Origin of the sequence: Falsirhodobacter algicola (genome assembly GCF_018279165.1) — a bacterium.
GTDB lineage: Bacteria > Pseudomonadota > Alphaproteobacteria > Rhodobacterales > Rhodobacteraceae > Falsirhodobacter > Falsirhodobacter algicola.
Genome location: NZ_CP047289.1, coordinates 821681 through 841263, shown reverse-complemented (window position 1 = coordinate 841263; position 19583 = coordinate 821681). Strand labels below are relative to the sequence as shown.

General features: G+C 64.3%; 23 protein-coding genes, 1 tRNA gene and 1 pseudogene. 10 read left to right on the top strand and 15 right to left on the bottom strand.

Going from position 1 to position 19583, the window contains the following annotated elements; genetic code table 11:
* Nucleotides 1-347: 347 nt before the first annotated feature.
* From GR316_RS04265 to GR316_RS04245, 5 genes and pseudogenes are all read right to left on the bottom strand, one after another.
* Nucleotides 348-1494: pseudogene (locus GR316_RS04265) on the bottom strand (IS3 family transposase).
* Complete coding sequence (locus GR316_RS13925) at nt 1454-1681, bottom strand: transposase (RefSeq protein ID WP_390625183.1); 228 nt, start codon at nt 1679-1681, stop codon at nt 1454-1456. The pseudogene GR316_RS04265 and the gene GR316_RS13925 overlap by 41 nt, the downstream one beginning before the upstream one ends.
* Before the next feature lie 53 nt (nt 1682-1734).
* Entirely contained in the window at nt 1735-2469 is a 735-nt protein-coding gene (locus tag GR316_RS04255; protein WP_211784802.1) for a DUF6538 domain-containing protein, read from the bottom strand.
* A 131-nt stretch (nt 2470-2600) separates the two neighbouring features.
* A tRNA-Asn gene (locus GR316_RS04250) sits at nt 2601-2675 on the bottom strand.
* A 14-nt stretch (nt 2676-2689) separates the two neighbouring features.
* Nucleotides 2690-3580, bottom strand: a complete 891-nt coding sequence (locus tag GR316_RS04245; protein WP_211784801.1) for an MBL fold metallo-hydrolase — start codon at nt 3578-3580, stop codon at nt 2690-2692.
* 73 nt (nt 3581-3653) lie between these two features.
* Here GR316_RS04245 and GR316_RS04240 point away from each other — a divergent pair, with 73 nt between their 5' ends.
* The 6 genes from GR316_RS04240 (at nt 3654) to GR316_RS04215 (ending at nt 8282) form a co-directional block, all read left to right on the top strand.
* The gene (locus GR316_RS04240) at nt 3654-4943 is read left to right on the top strand and encodes an ATP-binding protein (protein ID WP_211784800.1); all 1290 of its coding nucleotides are present in this window, start codon (nt 3654-3656) and stop codon (nt 4941-4943) included.
* 88 nt (nt 4944-5031) lie between these two features.
* Complete coding sequence (locus tag GR316_RS04235) at nt 5032-5661, top strand: ATP-dependent Clp protease proteolytic subunit (protein WP_211784799.1); 630 nt, start codon at nt 5032-5034, stop codon at nt 5659-5661.
* 95 nt (nt 5662-5756) lie between these two features.
* Entirely contained in the window at nt 5757-7019 is a 1263-nt protein-coding gene (gene clpX, locus GR316_RS04230; RefSeq protein ID WP_211784798.1) for an ATP-dependent Clp protease ATP-binding subunit ClpX, read from the top strand.
* Between the two features lie 59 nt (nt 7020-7078).
* A complete protein-coding gene (locus tag GR316_RS04225; protein ID WP_211784797.1) occupies nt 7079-7453 on the top strand; it encodes an NADH:ubiquinone oxidoreductase subunit NDUFA12 in 375 nt (124 codons plus the stop codon).
* On the top strand, nt 7453-7932 hold the full coding sequence (gene mlaD / locus GR316_RS04220) for an outer membrane lipid asymmetry maintenance protein MlaD (RefSeq protein WP_211784796.1): 480 nt from the start codon (nt 7453-7455) through the stop codon (nt 7930-7932). The genes GR316_RS04225 and mlaD overlap by 1 nt, the downstream gene beginning before the upstream one ends.
* On the top strand, nt 7929-8282 hold the full coding sequence (locus GR316_RS04215; RefSeq protein ID WP_211784795.1) for a DUF2155 domain-containing protein: 354 nt from the start codon (nt 7929-7931) through the stop codon (nt 8280-8282). Before mlaD ends, GR316_RS04215 begins: the two co-directional genes overlap by 4 nt.
* On the opposite strand, the gene aat is transcribed toward GR316_RS04215, so the two are convergent.
* From aat to accB, 3 genes are read right to left on the bottom strand one after another with little or no spacing between them, the layout of a single operon-like run.
* Entirely contained in the window at nt 8249-8881 is a 633-nt protein-coding gene (aat, locus tag GR316_RS04210) for a leucyl/phenylalanyl-tRNA--protein transferase (RefSeq protein WP_211784794.1), read from the bottom strand. The genes GR316_RS04215 and aat overlap by 34 nt on opposite strands.
* Nucleotide 8882: 1 nt before the next feature.
* Nucleotides 8883-10232, bottom strand: coding sequence for an acetyl-CoA carboxylase biotin carboxylase subunit (gene accC, locus GR316_RS04205; RefSeq protein ID WP_211784793.1), 1350 nt, complete (start codon nt 10230-10232; stop codon nt 8883-8885).
* Nucleotides 10233-10239: 7 nt separating this feature from the next.
* Nucleotides 10240-10728, bottom strand: a complete 489-nt coding sequence (accB, locus tag GR316_RS04200; RefSeq protein ID WP_211784792.1) for an acetyl-CoA carboxylase biotin carboxyl carrier protein — start codon at nt 10726-10728, stop codon at nt 10240-10242.
* A gap of 168 nt (nt 10729-10896) precedes the next feature.
* On the opposite strand from accB, the gene GR316_RS04195 reads away from it, so the two are divergent.
* Nucleotides 10897-11433, top strand: a complete 537-nt coding sequence (locus tag GR316_RS04195) for a DedA family protein (RefSeq protein ID WP_211784791.1) — start codon at nt 10897-10899, stop codon at nt 11431-11433.
* 51 nt (nt 11434-11484) lie between these two features.
* The gene (locus GR316_RS04190) at nt 11485-12492 is read left to right on the top strand and encodes an LLM class flavin-dependent oxidoreductase (RefSeq protein ID WP_211784790.1); all 1008 of its coding nucleotides are present in this window, start codon (nt 11485-11487) and stop codon (nt 12490-12492) included.
* A 15-nt stretch (nt 12493-12507) separates the two neighbouring features.
* On the opposite strand, the gene GR316_RS04185 is transcribed toward GR316_RS04190, so the two are convergent.
* A complete protein-coding gene (locus GR316_RS04185; RefSeq protein WP_249218812.1) occupies nt 12508-14100 on the bottom strand; it encodes an OpgD/OpgG family glucan biosynthesis protein in 1593 nt (530 codons plus the stop codon).
* Nucleotides 14101-14265: 165 nt separating this feature from the next.
* On the opposite strand from GR316_RS04185, the gene GR316_RS04180 reads away from it, so the two are divergent.
* Nucleotides 14266-15018, top strand: a complete 753-nt coding sequence (locus GR316_RS04180; protein WP_211784789.1) for a FliM/FliN family flagellar motor switch protein — start codon at nt 14266-14268, stop codon at nt 15016-15018.
* On the opposite strand, the gene GR316_RS04175 is transcribed toward GR316_RS04180, so the two are convergent.
* Together GR316_RS04175 and GR316_RS04170 are read right to left on the bottom strand one after the other, a co-directional pair.
* Nucleotides 15015-15428 (bottom strand): protein tyrosine phosphatase family protein, encoded by a 414-nt coding sequence (locus GR316_RS04175; RefSeq protein WP_211784788.1) that lies wholly within the window; start codon nt 15426-15428, stop codon nt 15015-15017. The genes GR316_RS04180 and GR316_RS04175 overlap by 4 nt on opposite strands.
* A 51-nt stretch (nt 15429-15479) precedes the next feature.
* Nucleotides 15480-15695, bottom strand: a complete 216-nt coding sequence (locus GR316_RS04170) for a hypothetical protein (protein WP_211784787.1) — start codon at nt 15693-15695, stop codon at nt 15480-15482.
* A gap of 108 nt (nt 15696-15803) precedes the next feature.
* On the opposite strand from GR316_RS04170, the gene GR316_RS04165 reads away from it, so the two are divergent.
* Nucleotides 15804-16052: a DUF2312 domain-containing protein gene (locus tag GR316_RS04165; protein WP_211784786.1), complete on the top strand. Its 249-nt coding sequence runs from the start codon at nt 15804-15806 to the stop codon at nt 16050-16052.
* A gap of 34 nt (nt 16053-16086) precedes the next feature.
* Here the strand turns inward: GR316_RS04165 and GR316_RS04160 are convergent, their stop codons facing one another.
* The 4 genes from GR316_RS04160 to GR316_RS04145 form a co-directional block, all read right to left on the bottom strand.
* Nucleotides 16087-16953: a hypothetical protein gene (locus GR316_RS04160; protein ID WP_211784785.1), complete on the bottom strand. Its 867-nt coding sequence runs from the start codon at nt 16951-16953 to the stop codon at nt 16087-16089.
* Nucleotides 16954-17034: 81 nt separating this feature from the next.
* Nucleotides 17035-17466, bottom strand: a complete 432-nt coding sequence (locus tag GR316_RS04155) for a bactofilin family protein (RefSeq protein ID WP_390625182.1) — start codon at nt 17464-17466, stop codon at nt 17035-17037.
* A gap of 61 nt (nt 17467-17527) precedes the next feature.
* Nucleotides 17528-18850 (bottom strand): DUF5930 domain-containing protein, encoded by a 1323-nt coding sequence (locus GR316_RS04150; RefSeq protein ID WP_390625181.1) that lies wholly within the window; start codon nt 18848-18850, stop codon nt 17528-17530.
* Between the two features lie 212 nt (nt 18851-19062).
* The gene (locus tag GR316_RS04145; protein WP_211784782.1) at nt 19063-19509 is read right to left on the bottom strand and encodes a peroxiredoxin; all 447 of its coding nucleotides are present in this window, start codon (nt 19507-19509) and stop codon (nt 19063-19065) included.
* Nucleotides 19510-19583: the final 74 nt, after the last annotated feature.

The following is a 19583-nucleotide window of genomic DNA, read 5'->3' as shown; positions in this document are numbered from 1 at the left end:
TTTCTTTGTTGTGTCGGGTACTACTCGACGGGAACCGTGAAAGTGAAGGCTTTGCGGCGCGCAGCGGGGTCCATTGCCGGAAGGGAACCTGGCGGGATTGATCATGGCACAGGCTCGCAGACGTGCGGGCAAAAAAGCTTGCGTCTCTTTGCGCGAGAAGCAGATAGGCCCACAGAGGCAAATATGGCGAGTTTCGTGCGTCCCGAAATTTCATGGAGGCGGAAAACCGGCCGCGAGGGTTCTTCACTGTACACCGTCGAGACGGTCGTGAGGCACTCTTTTGGGAGGGCATGAACCCAGTTTTTCCGTGTAAAGAAATCGACTTGCCCGGCTTTTGTGGAGAGTGTTTAGCTCACTTCCGTGTCCTTTCGCTCGAAGGCGATGGGGCTTTGGAAGCCGAGCGATGAATGTTGCCTGACGGGGTTATAGAACCCGTCGATGTATCTGGCGATGGCGTTTTCGGCCTGCTGGTGGGATTGCCATGCGACCGGCCAGATCAGCTCCGACTTGATGGTCTTGAAGAACGTTTCGAGCATCGCGTTGTCGTAGCAGTTCCCGCGCCCACTCATCGAGATCAGGATGCCCCTTTTTCGGAGCAGGGCCTGATAGTTGACAGAGCAATATTGCGATCCGCGGTCGGAATGGTGAACCAGTCCCGACGCAGGGTTGCGAGCCATCAGAGCGCGTCGCAGGGCTTCTACAGCGAGATCACGCTTCAGGCGATCACTCGTGGCCCAACCGACGACGCGCCGGGAGAAGAGATCCAGTACGACCGCGAGGTAAAGCCAGCCTTCTGCCGTCCAGATGTAGGAGATGTCCGCACCCCACTTCTGGTCCGGGCCGTCCGCCGTGAAGTCCTGCGCGATCAGGTTGGGCGCGACAGGCCAGGAATGTTCGCTGTCTGTTGTCCGTTTGAATCGCCGTTTTGCCGCGCGATCAATTGGTTCTCGCGCATTAGACGTGCCGTGCGGCGCCGCCCGATCTCGTGCCCTTCATCCGCGAGGTCGCGCTGCATGCGGGGACTACCATAGGTGCCGTTCGACAGGGCGAAGGCCGTCCGGATATGGGCCAGATAGACCATGTCCTGTTGCTGGCGACGACAAGCCGGACGGTCCTGCCAAGCAAAGAAGCCGCTCTGGCTGACCCCAAAAACACGGCACATCTGGCTGATCGGGACGCTGGCCTTCTCCGCCTTGATGAAGCCGAAGGTCATCGACTTCCCTCTTTCGCGAAGAAGGCCGCGGCTTTTTTTAGGATGTCGCGCTCCTGCTTCAGGACCGCATTCTCACGCCGCAACCGCTTCAATTCGGCGTGCAGATCGGCAGAAACCTCGTTCCGTGCATCGACATCACGTTCTTGGCTCAGCCATCGCGTTAAAGTCGACAGGCCAATGCCCAGATCCTCCGCGATCTCTCGTCGCGTCCGACCGCTGGTCAGTGCCAGCCGCACCGCTTCACGCCGAAACTCCGGCGTCGGTCTGTTCCCGTTTCCCATAGAACACCTCCTGGTTCATCAGTTGGTGCTCTCCACATTTTCCGGGCAAGTCCAGCTGCCAGGCATAGAGCGAGTGCGTGCCCACACCCAGCCGAGCCGAAACCTCCGTCGCCGGATAGCCCAGTTCCGTGATCTGCGCCACCGCATCACGCTTGATATCGTCGCTGAAATTGCCTGTGCTCATCATGGCCTCTTTACCTCAAAGTTAGCGAAGAAGGCGTCCACGAAACATGGTGCTATTCAAACGGCAGAAACAGACCTTACCTCTTTATCCACTTCCTTCTTTTCATCCGCCTCCGCCAGCGCCAACGCATCTCGCGTAGCCTTGTCGATGTTCGACAAATGCCCCCGGCTGGCGATCAGAAAAGCTGCACCCCGGCCACGACATACAACCCGACGACCGTGGTTCACTTCGGCCTGGGTAAATCGATCGCGCCCGAGGGTCTCCTTCATCAGGCGATAGGCGGGTGCGTTGGGGCCTTCCGTGGGAGGCGCTTCGAAGCCCTGAACCAGCAGACCGACGTTCGTGTCACACTTCTCGATCTCGCCTTCGGTCCGACCCTCCGCGCGCATTTCTTCTCGGTCCATGTCCAGAATGGGAGCAGCCGCGGCACCGCGATGACTGACGATGTCATAGGCCTTTCCCATCGCCCAATCCTTGGAAAGGGTATTCTGCCAAACGTGCATCTCAGGGCTGTCGGGGATGTTCATACGGATGATCTCGATCTGGCCGAGGGCGCGCATAATTGCCGCTTCCAGCAGCTTGCGGGCGTCGTCCCGGCTCAGTCGGTTCTGTATCATGGCGTCGAAGATCCCGTAGCTTTCGGCACTTACCATCAAGGCGACGCGTCTCGCGATCAAGGGATCATTGGTTCGCAAGCTGACCTGCATCAGCTTGCCACCCTGCGAGGCGGGCACGCGCCTGCGCCAGACATACGTCGCGCCGCGTCGGAATACATGCAATTGAAGCCCCATGGGCCGTGCCTCCGGTTGGAGACCACATCACCCGCCGTGGTGCCTTGAGGTGCCATACGTATGGCACATACATGCTGCAGGGTCCCCGAAGGGAGAAATCACTCAGCAGATTCAGGTAGCTTGGGAATTTTTGGCTCCGGCGGTAGGGATCGAACCTACGACCAATTGATTAACAGTCAACTGCTCTACCGCTGAGCTACGCCGGAACACGAGGCGTGTATTAGCTAGGTGTTTCGGGGGTGTCCAGAGGCTTTTTCGAGATTTCTTGCAAGGATGACGATTTTTTCGCATCTCCCTCATCGGAAAGGCGAAAAACGCCAGTGGGGCAGGCGTATATGCGGCCCGTGTCCTGCAGGGCGATCAGATGGGCCTCGATGTTCCGCCGGGCGGCGGGGCGCAGGTCGGGGCGCTGGCGGGGATAGATGCCGCTCACCAGATCGTCGATGTCGCGGGGCCGTTCGTGCAGAAGGGCGAGGATGGATTGTTCGCGCACCAGCCGCTGGCGTTTCAGTTGCGCGATCCGCTGGGCCGGATTCTCCATCGGATCGCCATGCGAGGAGAGGAATCGCCGCCAAGGTCGCGCCGCCAGCAGATCGAGCGAGGCGAGATACTGATCAAGCCGCCCGCGCGGGGAGATGATGGCGCTGCTGGCCCAGCCCATGATGTGATCGCCCGTCAGGCACAGATCGCCCATCGCAAAGCACAGATGATCGTCGGTATGGCCGGGGGTGTGGATCGCCTCCAGTTCCCACCCATCGCCCGCCAGTCGGTCGCCATCGCGCAGAACGTGGTCGGGCGCGAAAAGGCTGGCCGGGGTGGTGAAGGCGAAGGTCGGCGCGTTCACGGCCTGCCGAAGGCGGGGGACCAGCGCGATGTGGTCCTTGTGATCGTGGGTCAACACGATCCGCTCCACCCGCGCGGTGCCGACGGCGGCAAGGATCGCCGCGAGGTGCCGGTCGTCGTCCGGGCCGGGATCGAGGATCGTCAGGCGCTCATGCCCGATGATGTAGGTGTTCGTGCCACGGAAGGTCATGGCCGACGGGTTGGGCGCGAGGATGCAACGGATGGCCGGCTCCAGCCGGAGGGCGCTGCCATAGGGCGGTTCTGTCATGGGGCGAATCCTAGCGCATCGCGGGGCGGGATAAAACGTTGCGTGCGCCGGACTTGCGGATAATGATGCGGGCATGATCAGGTTTCGCCCATCCTTGCCTCGCAGCCTCTCCGGTCGGGCGGCTCTCATCCTCATCGTGCCGATCCTGACGATCCAGCTCGTCTTTTCGTTGCAATTCATCCAGCGCCATTACGAAGGGGTGACGGAGCAGATGGCCCGCTCGCTTGAGATCGAGCTGAGTTATCTGTTGGAGGCGATCGAGGACGATCCGAACGGCGCGCAGGACATCGCCCGCGCGTTGCAGTTCAAGCTGGTGATGCCCGCGACATGGGATTTCACCACCGACCGGCGCGATTTCTGGGATGTGTCGGGCCGGGCGATCATCCGCACCCTGCGCGACGGTCTGCCGCTGACGGCGGTGGACCTGCAATACGACAATGGCGAGGTGCGGCTGCTGCTGCAAACCTCTCGCGGGCCGGTGAACGTGCAGCTCGATCGGCGGCGTGTGTCGGCATCCAACCCGCATCAGCTTCTGGTGCTGATGATCGTCACCTCCATCCTGATGACGGTGATCGCCTTCCTGTTCCTGACGAACCAGTTGCGCCCGATCGCGCGGCTGGCGCAGGCGGCCGAAGCCTTCGGCAAGGGGCAGACCATTCCCTACCGCCCCCGCGGCGCGACCGAGGTGCGGGCGGCGGGCAATGCCTTTCTGGAAATGCGCGGCCGGATCGAACGGCAGATCGAGCAGCGGACCTTGATGCTGTCGGGGATCAGCCACGATCTACGCACGCCGCTAACGCGCATGAAGCTCGATCTGGCCATGATGGACGAGGAGGACACCGCCGACCTTCTGCGGGATGTGGAGCAGATGGAGCGGCTGGTGGACGAGTTCCTGTCCTTCACCCGCGGCGATGCGGTGGAGGATGTGGAGATGGTCGATGTCGCCGCGCTGGCCCATGCGGTGGCCGAGAATGCGCAGCGCATGGGGCAGGATGTGACGCTGGGCCGGGTGGACCCGGTGACGATGCCGCTGCGCCCGCAGGCCGTGACGCGCGCGCTTGAAAACCTCGTGGGCAATGCCGTGCGTTATGGCACGCGGGCCGTCATCTCGGTGACGGCGGGGGTGCGGGTCGTCCGGTTGGGGGTGGAGGATGACGGCCCCGGCATTCCGGCCGCGCGCCGGGACGAGGCGCTGCACCCCTTCACCCGCCTTCAGGCCGAACGCGACCCCAATCGCGGCGGCGGCGTCGGGCTCGGCCTGTCGATCGCCGCCGACATCGCGCGCAGCCATGGCGGGCACCTGCGCCTTGGCGAAAGTGCCGCATTGGGCGGACTTGCGGCCGAGATCACGCTCGCCCGCTGAGGTGGTGCCCTTGCGGGCGCGGGCGGGCATGACTAAGACTCCTACCGGATCGCGGGACGATCCGCGAACCACGCGAAGGGCAGGGCGAATGAAAGATCCGATCGATACCTACATGAACACGCTCGTTCCCATGGTGGTCGAACAGACCAGCCGCGGCGAACGCGCCTATGACATCTTCTCGCGCATGCTCAAGGAACGGATCATCTTCATGTCCGGGCCCGTCCATGACGGCATGTCCAGCCTGATCTGCGCCCAGCTGCTGTTCCTCGAGGCGGAAAACCCGTCCAAGGAAATCTCCATGTACATCAACAGCCCCGGCGGTGTGGTAACGAGCGGCCTGTCGATCTACGACACGATGCAGTACATCAAACCCAAGGTCTCCACGCTGGTGATCGGGCAGGCGGCGTCGATGGGCAGCCTTCTGCTGACCGCCGGCGAAAAGGGGATGCGCTATTCGCTGCCCAACAGCCGCGTCATGGTGCACCAGCCCTCGGGCGGGTATCAGGGGCAGGCGACGGACATCATGATCCACGCCCGCGAGACGGAAAAGCTGAAGCGCCGCCTGAACGAGATCTACGTTCGCCACACCGGCAACGACTACGACACCGTCGAAGCCGCGCTGGAGCGTGACAACTTTATGTCCGCCGAAGATGCGAAGGCATGGGGCCTGATCGACGAGATCGTGGAGAACCGCGGCAAGGTCGAAGAGGCGAAATAGGCTTTTTACGATTGTGAAGGCCGGGTGACTGGCCTACATTTGACCCCTAATGCTCCGGCCTTCCCCAGGGCCGGTGACTTCCCCAGAGGACGACGATGGCGAACACGACCGGCGGCGACAGCAAGAACACCCTCTACTGCTCGTTCTGCGGAAAGAGCCAGCACGAGGTTCGCAAGCTCATTGCGGGGCCGACCGTATTCATCTGCGATGAATGCGTCGAGCTTTGCATGGATATCATCCGCGAAGAAACGAAGACGGCGGGCCTGAAGACGGCCGGCGGTGTGCCCACACCGCTGGAGATCTGCAAGGTTCTGGACGATTATGTGATCGGTCAGATGCATGCGAAACGGGTTCTCTCGGTCGCGGTGCACAACCACTACAAACGTCTGAACCATTCTTCGAAGACGGATATCGAGCTGTCGAAATCCAACATCCTGCTGATCGGTCCGACCGGCTGCGGCAAGACGCTTCTGGCCCAGACGCTGGCGCGCATCCTCGATGTGCCCTTCACGATGGCCGATGCGACCACGCTGACCGAAGCCGGTTATGTCGGCGAGGATGTGGAGAACATCATCCTCAAGCTGCTTCAGGCTTCCGAATACAACGTGGAGCGGGCGCAGCGCGGCATCGTCTATATCGACGAGGTCGACAAGATCACGCGCAAATCCGACAACCCCTCGATCACGCGCGACGTGTCGGGCGAGGGGGTGCAGCAGGCGCTTCTGAAGATCATGGAGGGCACCGTCGCCTCCGTTCCGCCGCAGGGCGGGCGCAAGCATCCCCAGCAGGAGTTCCTGCAGGTGGATACGACGAACATCCTGTTCATCTGCGGCGGGGCGTTCGCGGGGCTCGATAAGATCATCGCGCAGCGTGGCAAAGGTTCGGGCATCGGCTTTGGCGCCGATGTGAAGGACCCGGATGCCCGCGGCGTGGGCGAACTCTTCGCCGAGCTGGAGCCGGAAGATCTGCTGAAATTCGGTCTGATCCCGGAATTCGTCGGCCGTCTGCCGGTGATCGCCACGCTGACCGACCTCGACGAAGAAGCGCTGGTGACGATCCTGACCGCGCCGAAGAACGCCTTGGTCAAACAGTACCAGCGGCTGTTCGATATCGAAGGCACGCAGCTGACCTTCACCGACGAGGCGTTGAGCGCCATTGCCAAACGCGCGATCCGCCGCAAGACCGGCGCCCGCGGCCTGCGGTCGATCATGGAAGACATCCTGCTGGATACCATGTTCGAACTTCCGGGCATGGACGGCGTCGCCGAGGTGGTGGTGAACGATGATTCGGTGACGAAGGGCAAGAAGCCGCTGATCGTTCATAGCGAAAAGAAGAAAGAGCCGGCATCCGCCAGCTGACCTGATGCGGCGCGGGCCACCTGCGCCGCATTCTGCATGGACATTCGGTGAGGCGTGGAATGAACTTCCTCAAGAGGATCCCGACCTGGTGGAACAGCCAGACGATCGGAACGCAATTCTGGACCTGGCGCTTCGGCGAGAAGGTGGGGGAGGATGCGCAGGGCAACGTCTTCTTCCAAACCAAGGACGGCAAGCGTCGCTGGGTCATCTATAACGGTGAGGCCGAGGCGAGCCGGGTCGATCCCGACTGGCATGGCTGGCTGCACCATACATGGAACGATCCGCCGACGACGCGCCCGCTGACCCACAAAGCGTGGGAAAAGCCGCATCAGGAAAACCTTACCGGAACGCCCGCGGCCTATGCGCCCGCAGGCTCCCTTCGCCGCGTGGAGCCTGTCGCGCGTCGTGATTACGAGGCATGGCAGCCCGAATAATGTCCCAGAATACAACCGAAGTCATCACGGGCGGCGTCGTCCTTGCCGCAGCAGTGGCATTCCTCTTCTATGCCGGCCAAGTGGCGGGCCTTGGCGGGGGCGGCGACAGCTATACCCTGCGCGGCAGCTTCCGCACGGCGGATGGGATCGGCGTCGGCACGGATGTGCGGCTGGCGGGCGTGAAGATCGGTACGGTCACCTCGCTCACGCTGAACCCCACGACCTATTTCGCGGATGCCACGATCAGCGTTCCGGATGCGGTGCAGGTTCCGGCGGATTCGTCGCTTCTGATTTCGTCGGAGGGGCTGCTTGGCGGCAACTTCGTGGAGATCCAGCCCGGCGGCGCGCTTGAAAACCTCGGCCCCGGCGAGGAGATCGAGGATACCCAAGGCTCCGTCAGCCTGATCTCGCTGCTGCTGGCCTTCGTCAGCGGGCGCGGGGACAGCGACGACGCATCTTCGGATACGGCGGCACCATGAAGGCGCTGGTTGCGGCCGTTCTGATCGCCGCTGCCCCCGCCGCCTATGCGCAGGAAGCCGCGACCGCACCCGGCGCGACCCTGCGCTGGCTCGATAAGACGACCGGCCAGACGGACGATTTCTCGCTCTCGCGCGGGCAGAGCGTCACACGCGGCTTCATTACGATTCGTCTGGACGAATGCCGCTATCCGGCGGCGGACCCGTCTTCGGACGCCTATGCCCATCTGACGATCATGGACACCCGCGCCAGCACGCCGGTGTTTTCGGGATGGATGATCTCCTCCAGCCCCGCACTCTCGGCGCTAGATCACCCGCGCTATGACGTATGGGTGCTGGAATGCGAAACCTGATCGGCTGAGGGCGCATAGCCTGCGGGGTGGAAGTCGCCCCGCTGGCCAAGCGCCAGACGCAGCCTGCGCTGATATTCCGCCCGCGGAATTTCCACCGCGCCCAAGGTGGCGAGATGGGCCGTCAGGAATTGCGTGTCGAACAGCACGAAACCCCCGGCCCGCAGTCGATGCACGAGCCATGCCAGCGCGATCTTCGATGCATTCGCGCGGCGTGAGAACATGCTTTCCCCAAAGAACGCCCCGCCAAGTGTCACGCCATATGTGCCACCAACCAAAGCGCCATTCGCCCAAACCTCCAGCGAATGGGCATGGCCCATCGCGTGCAGATTGCCATAAAGTCGGATGATCTCGTCGTTGATCCACGTCTCGGGGCGGTCGGCGCAGGCGTTCATCACGGCGGTAAAACCGTGGTTCACCCGGATTTCATAATCTGCCCGCCGTATCGCCTTGGAGAGGGAGCGAGAGATGTGAAAGCCGTCCAGCGGGAAGATGCCGCGATGAAACGGCTCCACCCATGTGATGTCCTGCGAGGAACGGCTTTCCGCCATGGGGAAGGCCCCCATGGCATAGGCGCGCAGAAGAATGCCCGCCGTCAGCATCCTATTTGCCGAAGGTGGCCTCCAGCCACTTCTCCAGCCAATGGATGTTGTAATCGCCGCTGCGGATGTCCGGGTTTTCCAGCAGAGCGTGGAACAGCGGCACCGTGGTATCGACGCCGTCCACGATCAGTTCCGCCAAGGCGCGGTCAAGACGCGCCAGCGCCTCGGCCCGGTCACGGCCATGCACGATCAGCTTGCCGATCAGGCTGTCGTAATAGGGCGGGATCGAATAGCCGCTATAGAGCGCCGAATCCATCCGCACGCCCAAACCGCCGGGCGCGTGATAGACGTTCACGCGGCCCGGGCAGGGCGCGAAGTTCGGCAGCCGCTCGGCGTTGATGCGCACTTCGATGGCATGGCCGTTGATGACCAGATCATCCTGCGTGAAGGACAGCGGCAGGCCGGCGGCAACGCGGATCTGCTCGCGGACGAGGTCGACGCCAAAGATCGCTTCGGTGACCGGATGTTCCACCTGCAGGCGGGTGTTCATCTCGATGAAGTAGAACTCGCCATCCTCGTAGAGGAACTCGATCGTGCCGGCACCGATATAGTTGATCTGTGCAACGGCATCGGCGCAGACCTTGCCGATCTTCGCCCGCAGTTCGGGGTCGATGGCGGGGCCGGGGGCTTCCTCGAACACCTTCTGGTGACGGCGCTGAAGCGAGCAGTCCCGTTCCCCCAGATGGACCGCTTGGCCCTTGCCGTCGCCGAAGACTTGAATCTCGATATGGCGCGGCTTTTGAAGGTACTTCTCGATATAGACTTCGTCATTGCCGAAGGCGGCCTTCGCCTCGGAGCGCGCGGTGCGGAACGCAATCTCCAGCTCGGCCGGGTTGCGTGCCACTTTCATGCCGCGACCGCCGCCGCCCGCCGTCGCCTTGATGATGACCGGGAAACCGATCGCCTCGGCGACGCCGATGGCCGTCTCGTAATCCGGAACGCCACCGTCCGAGCCCGGAACGACCGGAATCCCAAGGGCCTTTGCCGTTTCCTTCGCCGTGATCTTGTCGCCCATCACACGGATGTGTTCGGCGGTCGGCCCGATGAAGGTGATGCCGTGATCGGCCAGCGCTTGGGCAAAGCCTTCGTTCTCGGAGAGGAAGCCATAGCCGGGATGGACCGCTTCGGCGCCCGAAATCTCACAGGCCGAGATGATCGCGGCCTTCTTGAGATAGCTTTCCGACGAGGAAGCCGGGCCGATGCAGACGGATTCGTCTGCCATGCGCACATGCATCGCGTCGCTGTCCGCCGTGGAGTGGACGGCGACCGAGGTTATGCCCATCTCGCGGCAAGCACGGATGACACGAAGCGCGATCTCGCCCCGGTTGGCGATGAGGATCTTGGAGAACATCCGTGCCTCACTCGATGATCATGAGGGGCGCACCGAATTCGACCGGGGTGCCGTCCGAGACGAGAACGCGCTTCACCGTACCGGATTTCGGGGCGGGGATGTGGTTCATCGTCTTCATGGCTTCGATGATCAGCAGCGTCTGGCCTTCGGTGACCGTCGCCCCGACCGCCACGAAGGGCGCAGCGCCCGGCTCGGCGGCGATATAGGCGGTGCCGACCATGGGCGAGGTGACGGCGCCCGGATGCTGGGCCGGATCCTCGACCACGGCGGGCGCGGCAGTGGCGGCGGCCGGCGCGGCGGGGGCGATCGCGGTCGCCGCAGCCGGGGCCGCGACGGTCGTCGTGACCACGTTCACCTGCTTGACCACCCGAACCTCAAGGCTGTCGTCATCGCCGTATTCACGCTTGACCGACAGTTCCGTCAGATCGTTCGCGTTCAGCAGTTCGGCCAGTGCCTTGATGAAATCGACATCCTGTTCGGGGGATTGCTTGCTCATGCCGTCCTCGGAGTTTGGCCATTCGGCCTTCATGTTGCAAATTAGCGCCTCGGGCGCGCGATTGCCCGGGTTATACGCGAGCATGTTCCCAAGGGAAAGCGCCCTTATCTCGCTTGCCCGCCCGCATCCCGCACCGTAGAACGTGCCCATCCGAGGGCGGGAGGCGGCGTGGACACCCTGATCGACAATGTGATCGCCTTCGTCGAGGCGCATCGGGACTGGGCGTTCTGGATCGCGCTGCTCTTCGCGCTGGCCGAGACGATGCCCGTCATCTCCATCCTCATCCCCTCCACCGCGATCCTCGTCGGGGTCGGCGCATTGGTGGCGACGGGCGGTGTGGATCTTGGACCGATCTGGGCGGGGGCGTCGATCGGGGCGATCCTCGGGTCCTGCTTCAGCTGGGCCCTCGGGCAGCGATACGGCGGCTGGGTGCTGGGCCGCTGGCCGATGTCGCGCGATCCGATGATGGCCGAACGGGGCCGGGCGGCCTTTGCCCGCTGGGGCGGCGCGGCCTTGCTGGTCGGGCATTTCTTCGGCCCGCTCCGCGCCGTCGTCTTTCTGATGGCGGGCATTTCGCGCATGCCGTTCCACCGCTTCATCCCGTGGGACATCGCGGGCGCGTTGGCTTGGGCCTTCGTGATCCCCAAATCCGGAGAGATCGGCGGCAACGTCCTCGGCTGGCTCTGGACGCTCGTAACCGGCTGACCCTTCTTCCTGCGTGCTTCGTCCTTATATGAGGCGCAAAAGGAGGCTGTGATGCAGCACTATTCCATTCTCGATCTGGCCCCGGTGCCGGAGGGCCTGACCCAAGGCGAGGCACTGGCCCAGACCGTCGATCTTGCGCGCCATGCCGAAACGCTGGGCTTTCACCGCTTCTGGCTGGCAGAGCATCACAACATGCCGGGCATCGCCTCGGCCGCGACGGCGGTCGTGATCGGGCATGTGGCGGGGGCGACATCGCGCATCCGGGTGGGGGCGGGGGGCATCATGCTTCCGAATCACGCGCCGCTCGTGATCGCCGAACAGTTCGGCACCCTTGCCACGCTCTATCCGGACCGGATCGATCTGGGCCTTGGCCGGGCGCCGGGAACGGATATGGCGACGGCGCGGGCGCTGCGGCGCAACATGGATGCGGGCGATGCCTTCCCGCAGGACGTGGTGGAAGTGCTGAACTATCTTGGCGATGCGCCGCTCGATGCCCAGATCCGCGCGATGCCCGGCGAGGGGACGCATGTACCCGTCTGGATCCTCGGCTCCAGCCTGTTCGGCGCGCAACTGGCGGCGTATCTCGGGCTGCCCTATGCCTTCGCTTCGCACTTCGCGCCGGCCGCGCTGGAGGATGCGATCGTGACCTACCGGCAGAACTTCCGCGCCTCGGCCTTCCTCGATCGGCCGTATTTCATGCTGGCGGCGGGCGTCTTCGGGGCCGATACGCGCGATGAGGCGCGGGCGATCCGTTCGTCGCAGCAGCAGGCCTTCGCCAATCTGCGCATGGGGCGGCCCGGCAAGCTGCCGCGCCCGGTTGCGAATGTGGAGGATGTGGTGCCCGCACCTTTCCTCGCCTCGGCGAATGAGGCGCTGGCCATCTCGGCCACGGGCACGCCCGAGGATGTGCGCCATCAGCTCGGCGCGCTGATCGACCGCTATCGCCCGGATGAGGTGATGGTGACGGCGATGATCCATGACCATGAGGCCCGCAAGCGCAGCATCTCCATCGCGGCCGAAGCCTTGGAGGCGCTGCGCGAGCCGGTCGGCGCGGTCTGACCGCGCCGCCGAGTGTCAGTGCTGGCGGAGGTAGGCAATCTGCTGCGGGTGGATCTGGCCAAGCCATGTCTCCGTCAGCGGCTGACCGTCCTTCGCCGACAGGAATGCCCGCATGTCCAGCGTATCGGCGCTGCTCTGCACATCGAAGGTCAGGCGCATGGTGCCATCCTTGCCGACAACGTTGACGACGCCCGGCTCGATCGCTTCCACGCCGTCGGGCAGGTCGATATGCGCCTCCACATCGTCGCCGCCAAGGCCCTTGAGGATGTCGCCGGTGAACTCGATCTGCATCTTCACCTGATCGGTGGGACGCGGATTGCCGGGATAGCCGCCTTCGCCGATGCGCGTGGCCGTGGTCCGCGCCACCGTGGTCGTGACCGGGGCGTCCTTGGCCCATGTCATGCGATAGCTGTAATCCATCTCCTGACCCGGTTCCGGCATCTGTGCGGGATTCCAGAAGGCGACGATGTTGTCGTAAACCTCGTCATTGGTCGGAAGCTCCACCAGCGTGACGGCGCCTTGGCCCCAGTCCGATGTCGGCTCGATCCAGACCGAGGGACGCTTGTCGTAGAAGATGCCGTCGTCCTGATAGTTCTCGAAGTTGCGATCGCGCTGCATCAAGCCGAAACCGCGCGGATTGGTATCGGCGAAGCTGGAGGTGACGACGCGGTCGGGGTTGTTCAGCGGGCGCCAGATCTCCTCGCCCGTGCCGGTCAGCATCATCAAACCGTCCGTGTCATGCACCTCCGGACGCCAATCGGCCGAGGCGAAGCGGTTGCTTTCCGAGAACCAGAACATCGAGGTCAGCGGCGCGATCCCCAGCCGGTCCACGCCGTCGCGGAAGAAGAGGCGGCTGTCCACGTCGATCACCTGCCCAAGCCCGTTCCGGTTGGACATCGCCATCCGATACGCGCCCGAAACGCTGGGACTGTCGAGCAGGGCATAGACCACGAGATCGACGCCCGGCTCCTTGGAATCCTCGAGGTAGAATTCGGTGAAGCGGGGGAATTCCTCAGCCTGCGCCATGCCGGTGTCGATCGCAAGGCCACGCGCCGAAAGCCCGTATTGGCGAGCGAAGCCATCGGTGCGGAAATAGGACCCGCCAAGGAAGGAAATCCAGTCGGTCTTCAGATCCGGGCGCATGACGCGGAACCCGGCAAAGCCCATGTCGTCGCCCATCTGGCGCGCGGGGCTGTCATCGGGCATCTCGAAATAGTCGCGGTGATAGAGGATCTCGCGCGAGGCGCCGTCCTCCACGTCGAAGATGCGGACCGGCTGGCGGAAATAGGTGCCGAGGTGGAAGAACTGGGCCGGTGCATCGCCGATCTTCACCGTCTCGTCGTTCTTGAACCGGATCTTCCAATGCGCGGTGAAGTCGATCTGATCGAGGATGTCGGGGTGGCGCACCTCCGGCTCGGAATAGGGCCGTGCCGCCAGATCGCGCGCCTTCGCGGCCAATGCATCGAAGCTGAAGGGCTGCGCATCGCCGAAGCGGTCGGCGGCGGCGGCGACAGTGGGGGCTGCCGCATCCTGCGCGTGAAGGGGCGGCGCAAGGAAGGCGCAGGACAAAGCCGTCGCACCCAGAAGGCGGAACATGAGGGCGTGCAAGGATGAACCTCTTCAAAGGAACGTATCTGCGAATGAGTGGCGCGCGAACCCATGCAAATCAAGGGGCGATCGGTCGCAGGAAGCTCTGGGGCAAGGTTTCGCCGATCCGTGAACCTTTGGTTAAGGAACATCGGGGAACATCGGGGGGACGGAATGGAGGTCTCGGTGACGGTTCTTCGCAAGCTCACGGCCCGCAGGCCGGAGGAGGATGGCGTGCTGCGCGATGCGGTGATGCAGGCGGCGCAGGCGCTGCGTCTGGACCTGCGCATCGACGCCGCCGCCTGTCGCGACATCTCGGCCGAGGAGCTTGAGACGGGGGAGGGCGATCTGCTGATCCCGTTGCGGGGGCCGACCGGCGCCGGAGCCTTGCGCCTTGGTCAGGATCTGGTCGCGGCGCTGGTGGAACTGCGGATCAAGGGGCGCTGCGCGGCGCAGCCCGCCCCCGGCCGCACGCCTACGCGCACCGATGTGCTGCTGGCCAGCGACTTCATCGCCGCCCTTCTGGAAGGGATGGGCGAGGGCGCGGCCCATGCGGGCGATCATCTGGACGGGGTGCCCCTGTCGGCGCATCTGGGCACGGGCCGCTTGCAGCTTCGGCAGGTGACGGTGAGTTTCGCGGGCGGCGCGCGATCGTCGGAGGTGGGCATCGCGCTGCCCGAAGGCACCCGCGCCGGCCAAGAGGATTTTGCCGAACGCCTCTCCGCGCGGGTTCTGGACAGCGACGTGCCCCTGACGGCGGTGCTGCACCGCATGACGCTGCCGCTTTCGGCGGTGCTGCGGCTGGAGCGGGATCAGGTGCTGCCCCTGTCGGATGCCGGGACCGACCGCATCGGCCTCGATGCGGGCGGGCGCACGGTGGGACAGGGGCAGTTGGGGCAGCAGCGCGGGATGCGCGCTGTCCGCCTTGCCGGGGGTTAGCGGTCCAGCATGGGGCGCAGATGCGCCAATTGGTAGCCGTATTGGGCCGGACGTTCGATCAGCTCATCGGCCGGGATCTCTCCGGCATGGGCCAGCGCCCAGACGACCGAGCTGCGGTTGCCCGACGCGCAATAGGCCAGCACCGGCCCTTCGGCCGCGTCGATCGCCGTGCGCTGCGCGTCCACATTGCCTTCGGTCAGCGCGCCGCCGATCACCGGATTGTCGATGAAGGTCAGGCCGGCCTCTTCGGCCGCCTTGCGCATCGCCTGGCTCTGAAGCTCGTCCGGGATTTCACCGTCGGGGCGGTTGTTGATGACGGTCGTGTACCCGGCCGCGCGGATGGCGGCGAAATCTTCCGGCTCGATCTGCGGAGAGACGGCATAGCTGTCTGTAAGCGGGCGGATGTCCATGAAGCGTCCTCTTGCTGTGCCGATCCGTCATCGACCCGGCGGGCGCGGAAATCAAGCCAGAAGCAGGCCCGTGATCACCATCATCAGCCCAAGCGCCGAAATGCCCAAGGCGATGGTGTTGCCAAGGGTCAATCGGCGGAACCGCGCCTGCAGCGCCTCGCCCTCCAGCCCCTCGCGCCGGGCGGCCAGCGCCAGTTGCACGCAGCGCAGCAGCCCGCCCACGCCCAGCAGCGTCACGATCGCCCCGATGATCACCAGCCAGTGCATCCGTGCCCCTTCCATTTCCGTGGCCAACCGCGTAACCGAGCGCGACAGCCCTGGCAACCGGCAATGGACGCACTGACGGGCGAGCGAACGTGGATGAAGAGGTGAGCAATGATGGATGAGAGCGTCGATGCGACGGCGGCCGAACTGCGGCAGTTCGTGGAGCGGATCGAACATCTGGAGGCCGAGAAGCGCGACCTCGCCGAGCAGATCAAGGAAGTCTATGCCGAGCTGAAAGGCCGCGGCTACCAATCTTCGGTGATCCGCAAGATCGTGACCATGCGCAAACGCGACAAGGACGATCTGGCCGAAGAGGAAGCGATTCTCGAGCTTTACAAGCAAGCGCTCGGCATGGCCTGAGCCTTGGGGCCGGGGCGTTCGCGCCCCGATCCCGTCACGGGCGCAGCAGCGTCACGCCCGGCAGCGCCCCGATGCGGGCGACATCCGCCTCGTACAGTGCGGAAAGGTGATCCACCGTCATCTGGTCCCAGCCCGGCGCCTCGAACGTCATGTTGAAGGCATCGGGCAGGCCATGCGCCTCCAGCAGGGCCGAGATCGCGGCCTCCCGCTCCTCCATCGGCAATGCGGCGACCGCGCCGAGGTTCTTCAGCCCATGCGGATCGAGCAGCGGCGCATAGAAATCCGTCCATCCCGTCAGCGAGGTGCCATCCTCCACCCCGCCGATGCTGGCTAGGATCCGGGGCCACAGGATCGGCGCATCTTCGTCGCACCACAGCGTCACGCGGATATTGTCCGAACAGGTGACCATATCCTCCACCATATCGGACCAGCGCAGCTTTTCGATCGGCAGGCCGGAGACGAGTTCGCGGAAGTTCTTGCCCTTTTGGCGGGCGTGCAGGTCGGGCAGCCATGTCGCCGGATTGCGGACGGCAAGGCGGAAGGTCACCTCTTCGTTCGGGAACATCCGGGCAAGGTTCAGAACGCGCGTCCCCGCCGACGGATAGAACCGCCCGCGAACCGCCCATTGCGGGAAGGACAGCAAGTTGTCCCAAGCCAGCACCAGCCGGCTCGGGTCATCGTCATGCCCGTCGAGGAGTTGGTCGAGAAGGATGTCCTGCGCCTCTTCGCTGAGGCTGCCCGTTTCCAGCGCCGTCGCGGTATCGCGCAGCAGCGAACGGTACTTGGCGGGGTCCGGTACGACGATGCCCTGCGCCGCAAGGCTTTCGCTGTTCTGGCGCAGACAGCGCAGAACCTGTTCCTCGTCGGTACAATGGACCCCAAGGTGGAAGATGATCTTCATGCTGTCCGCCCCACTTTGCCGCACTTATAAGGTGTCGTGCGGCAAAGGCAAATCGTCGGTGCGGCCACTCGGGCCGACGGCTCAGGCGCTCGGGGCGGCCTTGGGCTGGGGCGGGATCGCCGGCTGGGCTTGCGGGGCGGCGATCGCCTTCTTGCCCTGCTGCAGCGGGTCGTCCTGACGCTGGACGGAACCTTCGAAATGCGCACCCGATTCGATGGCGATGGTCTTGTGGATGATGTCACCCTCGACACGGGCGGTGGAGGTGAGGCGCACCTTCAGGCCGCGCACGCGGCCGATGACGCGGCCGTTCACGACGATGTCGTCGGCCACGATCTCGCCGCGGATGGTGGCGCTTTCGCCGACCGTCAGCAGATGGGCGCGAATGTCGCCTTCCACGGTGCCTTCGACCTGGATGTCACCGGTCGTCTTCAGATTCCCGACCACCGTCAGGTCCGAGGACAGGATCGAGGCCGCAGCCTTGCCGCGCGGTGCGGGGGAGTCGCTGTTGGGCATGTCCGTCCAGGATTTGTTGTCGCCATCCGCCTGTTTCGGGCCAGGCTCGTTAACTCTGCTTTTAGAAAACATCTTTTCCCGCCTTGATGAAGGTCATGGGGTTGACCACCTTGTCCCCGACGCGCACCTCGTAATGCAGATGGCTACCGGTGGATCGGCCTGTCGATCCCATATCACCGATCTGATCGCCACGCGACACCTTATCGCCGGCTTTCACACGGATTTTCGACATATGGCCATAGCGGGTTTCGATCCCGAAATTGTGCCGGATCTCCACCATGTTGCCATAGCCGTTGACCCAACCGGCGCGGATCACCGTGCCGTCGCCCGTCGCGAGAATCGGCGTGCCGATCGGGGCGGCCATGTCGACACCGGCGTGGAAGCGGCGACCGGCCCCCTTTGGATCGTTCCGATACCCGAAGGGCGAGGAATAGCGGAACCGCGCCTCCAGCGGCATCGACAGCGGCGCCCGCATCGCGGCGATGCGGTAGATGTCCATGTCCTGAAGCCCCTTCAGGATGGCATTGGCCCGCTCTTCCTCGGGGGAGGAGGTCGCGCTCATCGTGGACATGCTGATCGACGAAAGCGGCCCACCCGCGCCGGAATAGCCCTTGCGGACCTCGCGCAGCAGATCGTCCGTATCCAGCCCCGCCGCGCGGAACATCCGGTCCAGCGGCTCCATCGAGGTAGACACGGCTTCTTCCAGCTGGGTGAAGATGGCGTCGTTGCGGGCCTGCATGGCGGCGCGCTGCTCGGACAGCTCATCCGTTTCGGCGCTGGCGATCATCGCCGTTTCGGCAGCCGCGTCGCGTTCGCGCGTCGTGTCGGCCAGCGCATCGGTCATCGCGGTCAGCAGGGCCCCGGCCTCGGCGGCGTCGCCATCGGTGCGGTCGGCGAGGGCCACCTTCAACTGGCGCGCATCGTCGCGGGCGGCGTCGCGTTCGTCCACCGTGGTGCGCAGCATGCCTTGCACCGCCTCCAGCCCGGCCTGAAGCTCGCGCCGGCGATCCTCGGCCAGAAGCAGGCGAGACTGCATCTGCGACACCTCGTCGAGGGCGGCGTTGAACCGGCGCTGCGCCTGCGCGGCCTCGTCGGCGCGCATGTCGCGTTCGTCCGAGATGGCGTTCAGATGCTGCTCATAGATCGCCTGCTGGCGGGCAGCGGCCATCTTCCCGGACCCGGTGGACACCCCATCCATCAGCACGATCGCCGAGGCGACCATTCCCCAGCCCACGAAGGCGACGCTTCCGCTGAGCGCGGCCAGCTGTGTCAGCGGCCGGATGCGGATGAAGCGCGTCTGGGTGTCCGATTTCAGATACAGACGCTGTTCCGGAAGGTGGCGATCCAGAGCGGTGTTGATCCGAGAGGCGAAGCGTTTCAGCACGGGTAGCATGTCCGTTTTTGTGTGTCACAGCGACGGGCGCCCGGCCGAAGGCCGCACGGTGAACGGCATGGCCCAGTGGGTGATGATGCCCTGACTCGTCCCTGTCCCGCGATGTGGATACGGGAAACCGTGGCCTTAGGGCAACCAAAATGAAAAAAGGTTCCGCGGCGGTGGCGGAACCTTGCGCATATTGGCGGAATCATGCCGATGGGCTAGCCCAAGGCACGGGCGGCCTCCAGTACCTCTTCGGCATGGCCGTTCACCTTCACCTTGCGCCATTCCCGCACGATCGCCCCAGAGGCGTCGATCAGGAAGGTCGCGCGTTCGATCCCCATGCTCTTGCGGCCATACATGTTCTTTTCGACCCATACGCCATAGGCTTCGGCCACCTCGGCGGTGTCGGAGGCGAGGGTGATCGCCAGACCGTGCCGCGTGCAGAACTTCTCATGCGAGGCCATGTCGTCCTTGGAGATGCCGATGATCCGGGTCCCGGCCTCGGCAAAGGCACCGGCGAGCCGCTGGAACTCCTGCGCCTCCAGCGTGCAGCCGGGCGTGTTGTCGCGCGGATAGAAATAGAGGACCGCCTTCTGCCCCAGCGCGGACAGCGTGATCTCTCCGTCGGTGGAGGGGAGGGTGAAATCGGGGGCTTGGCGGGTCATGGCCATTCCTTCATCTGTGGCAGGGCATCTGTGACATGGGGCCGCGTCATGTGGAACGTGTTGCCTTCGGCCGC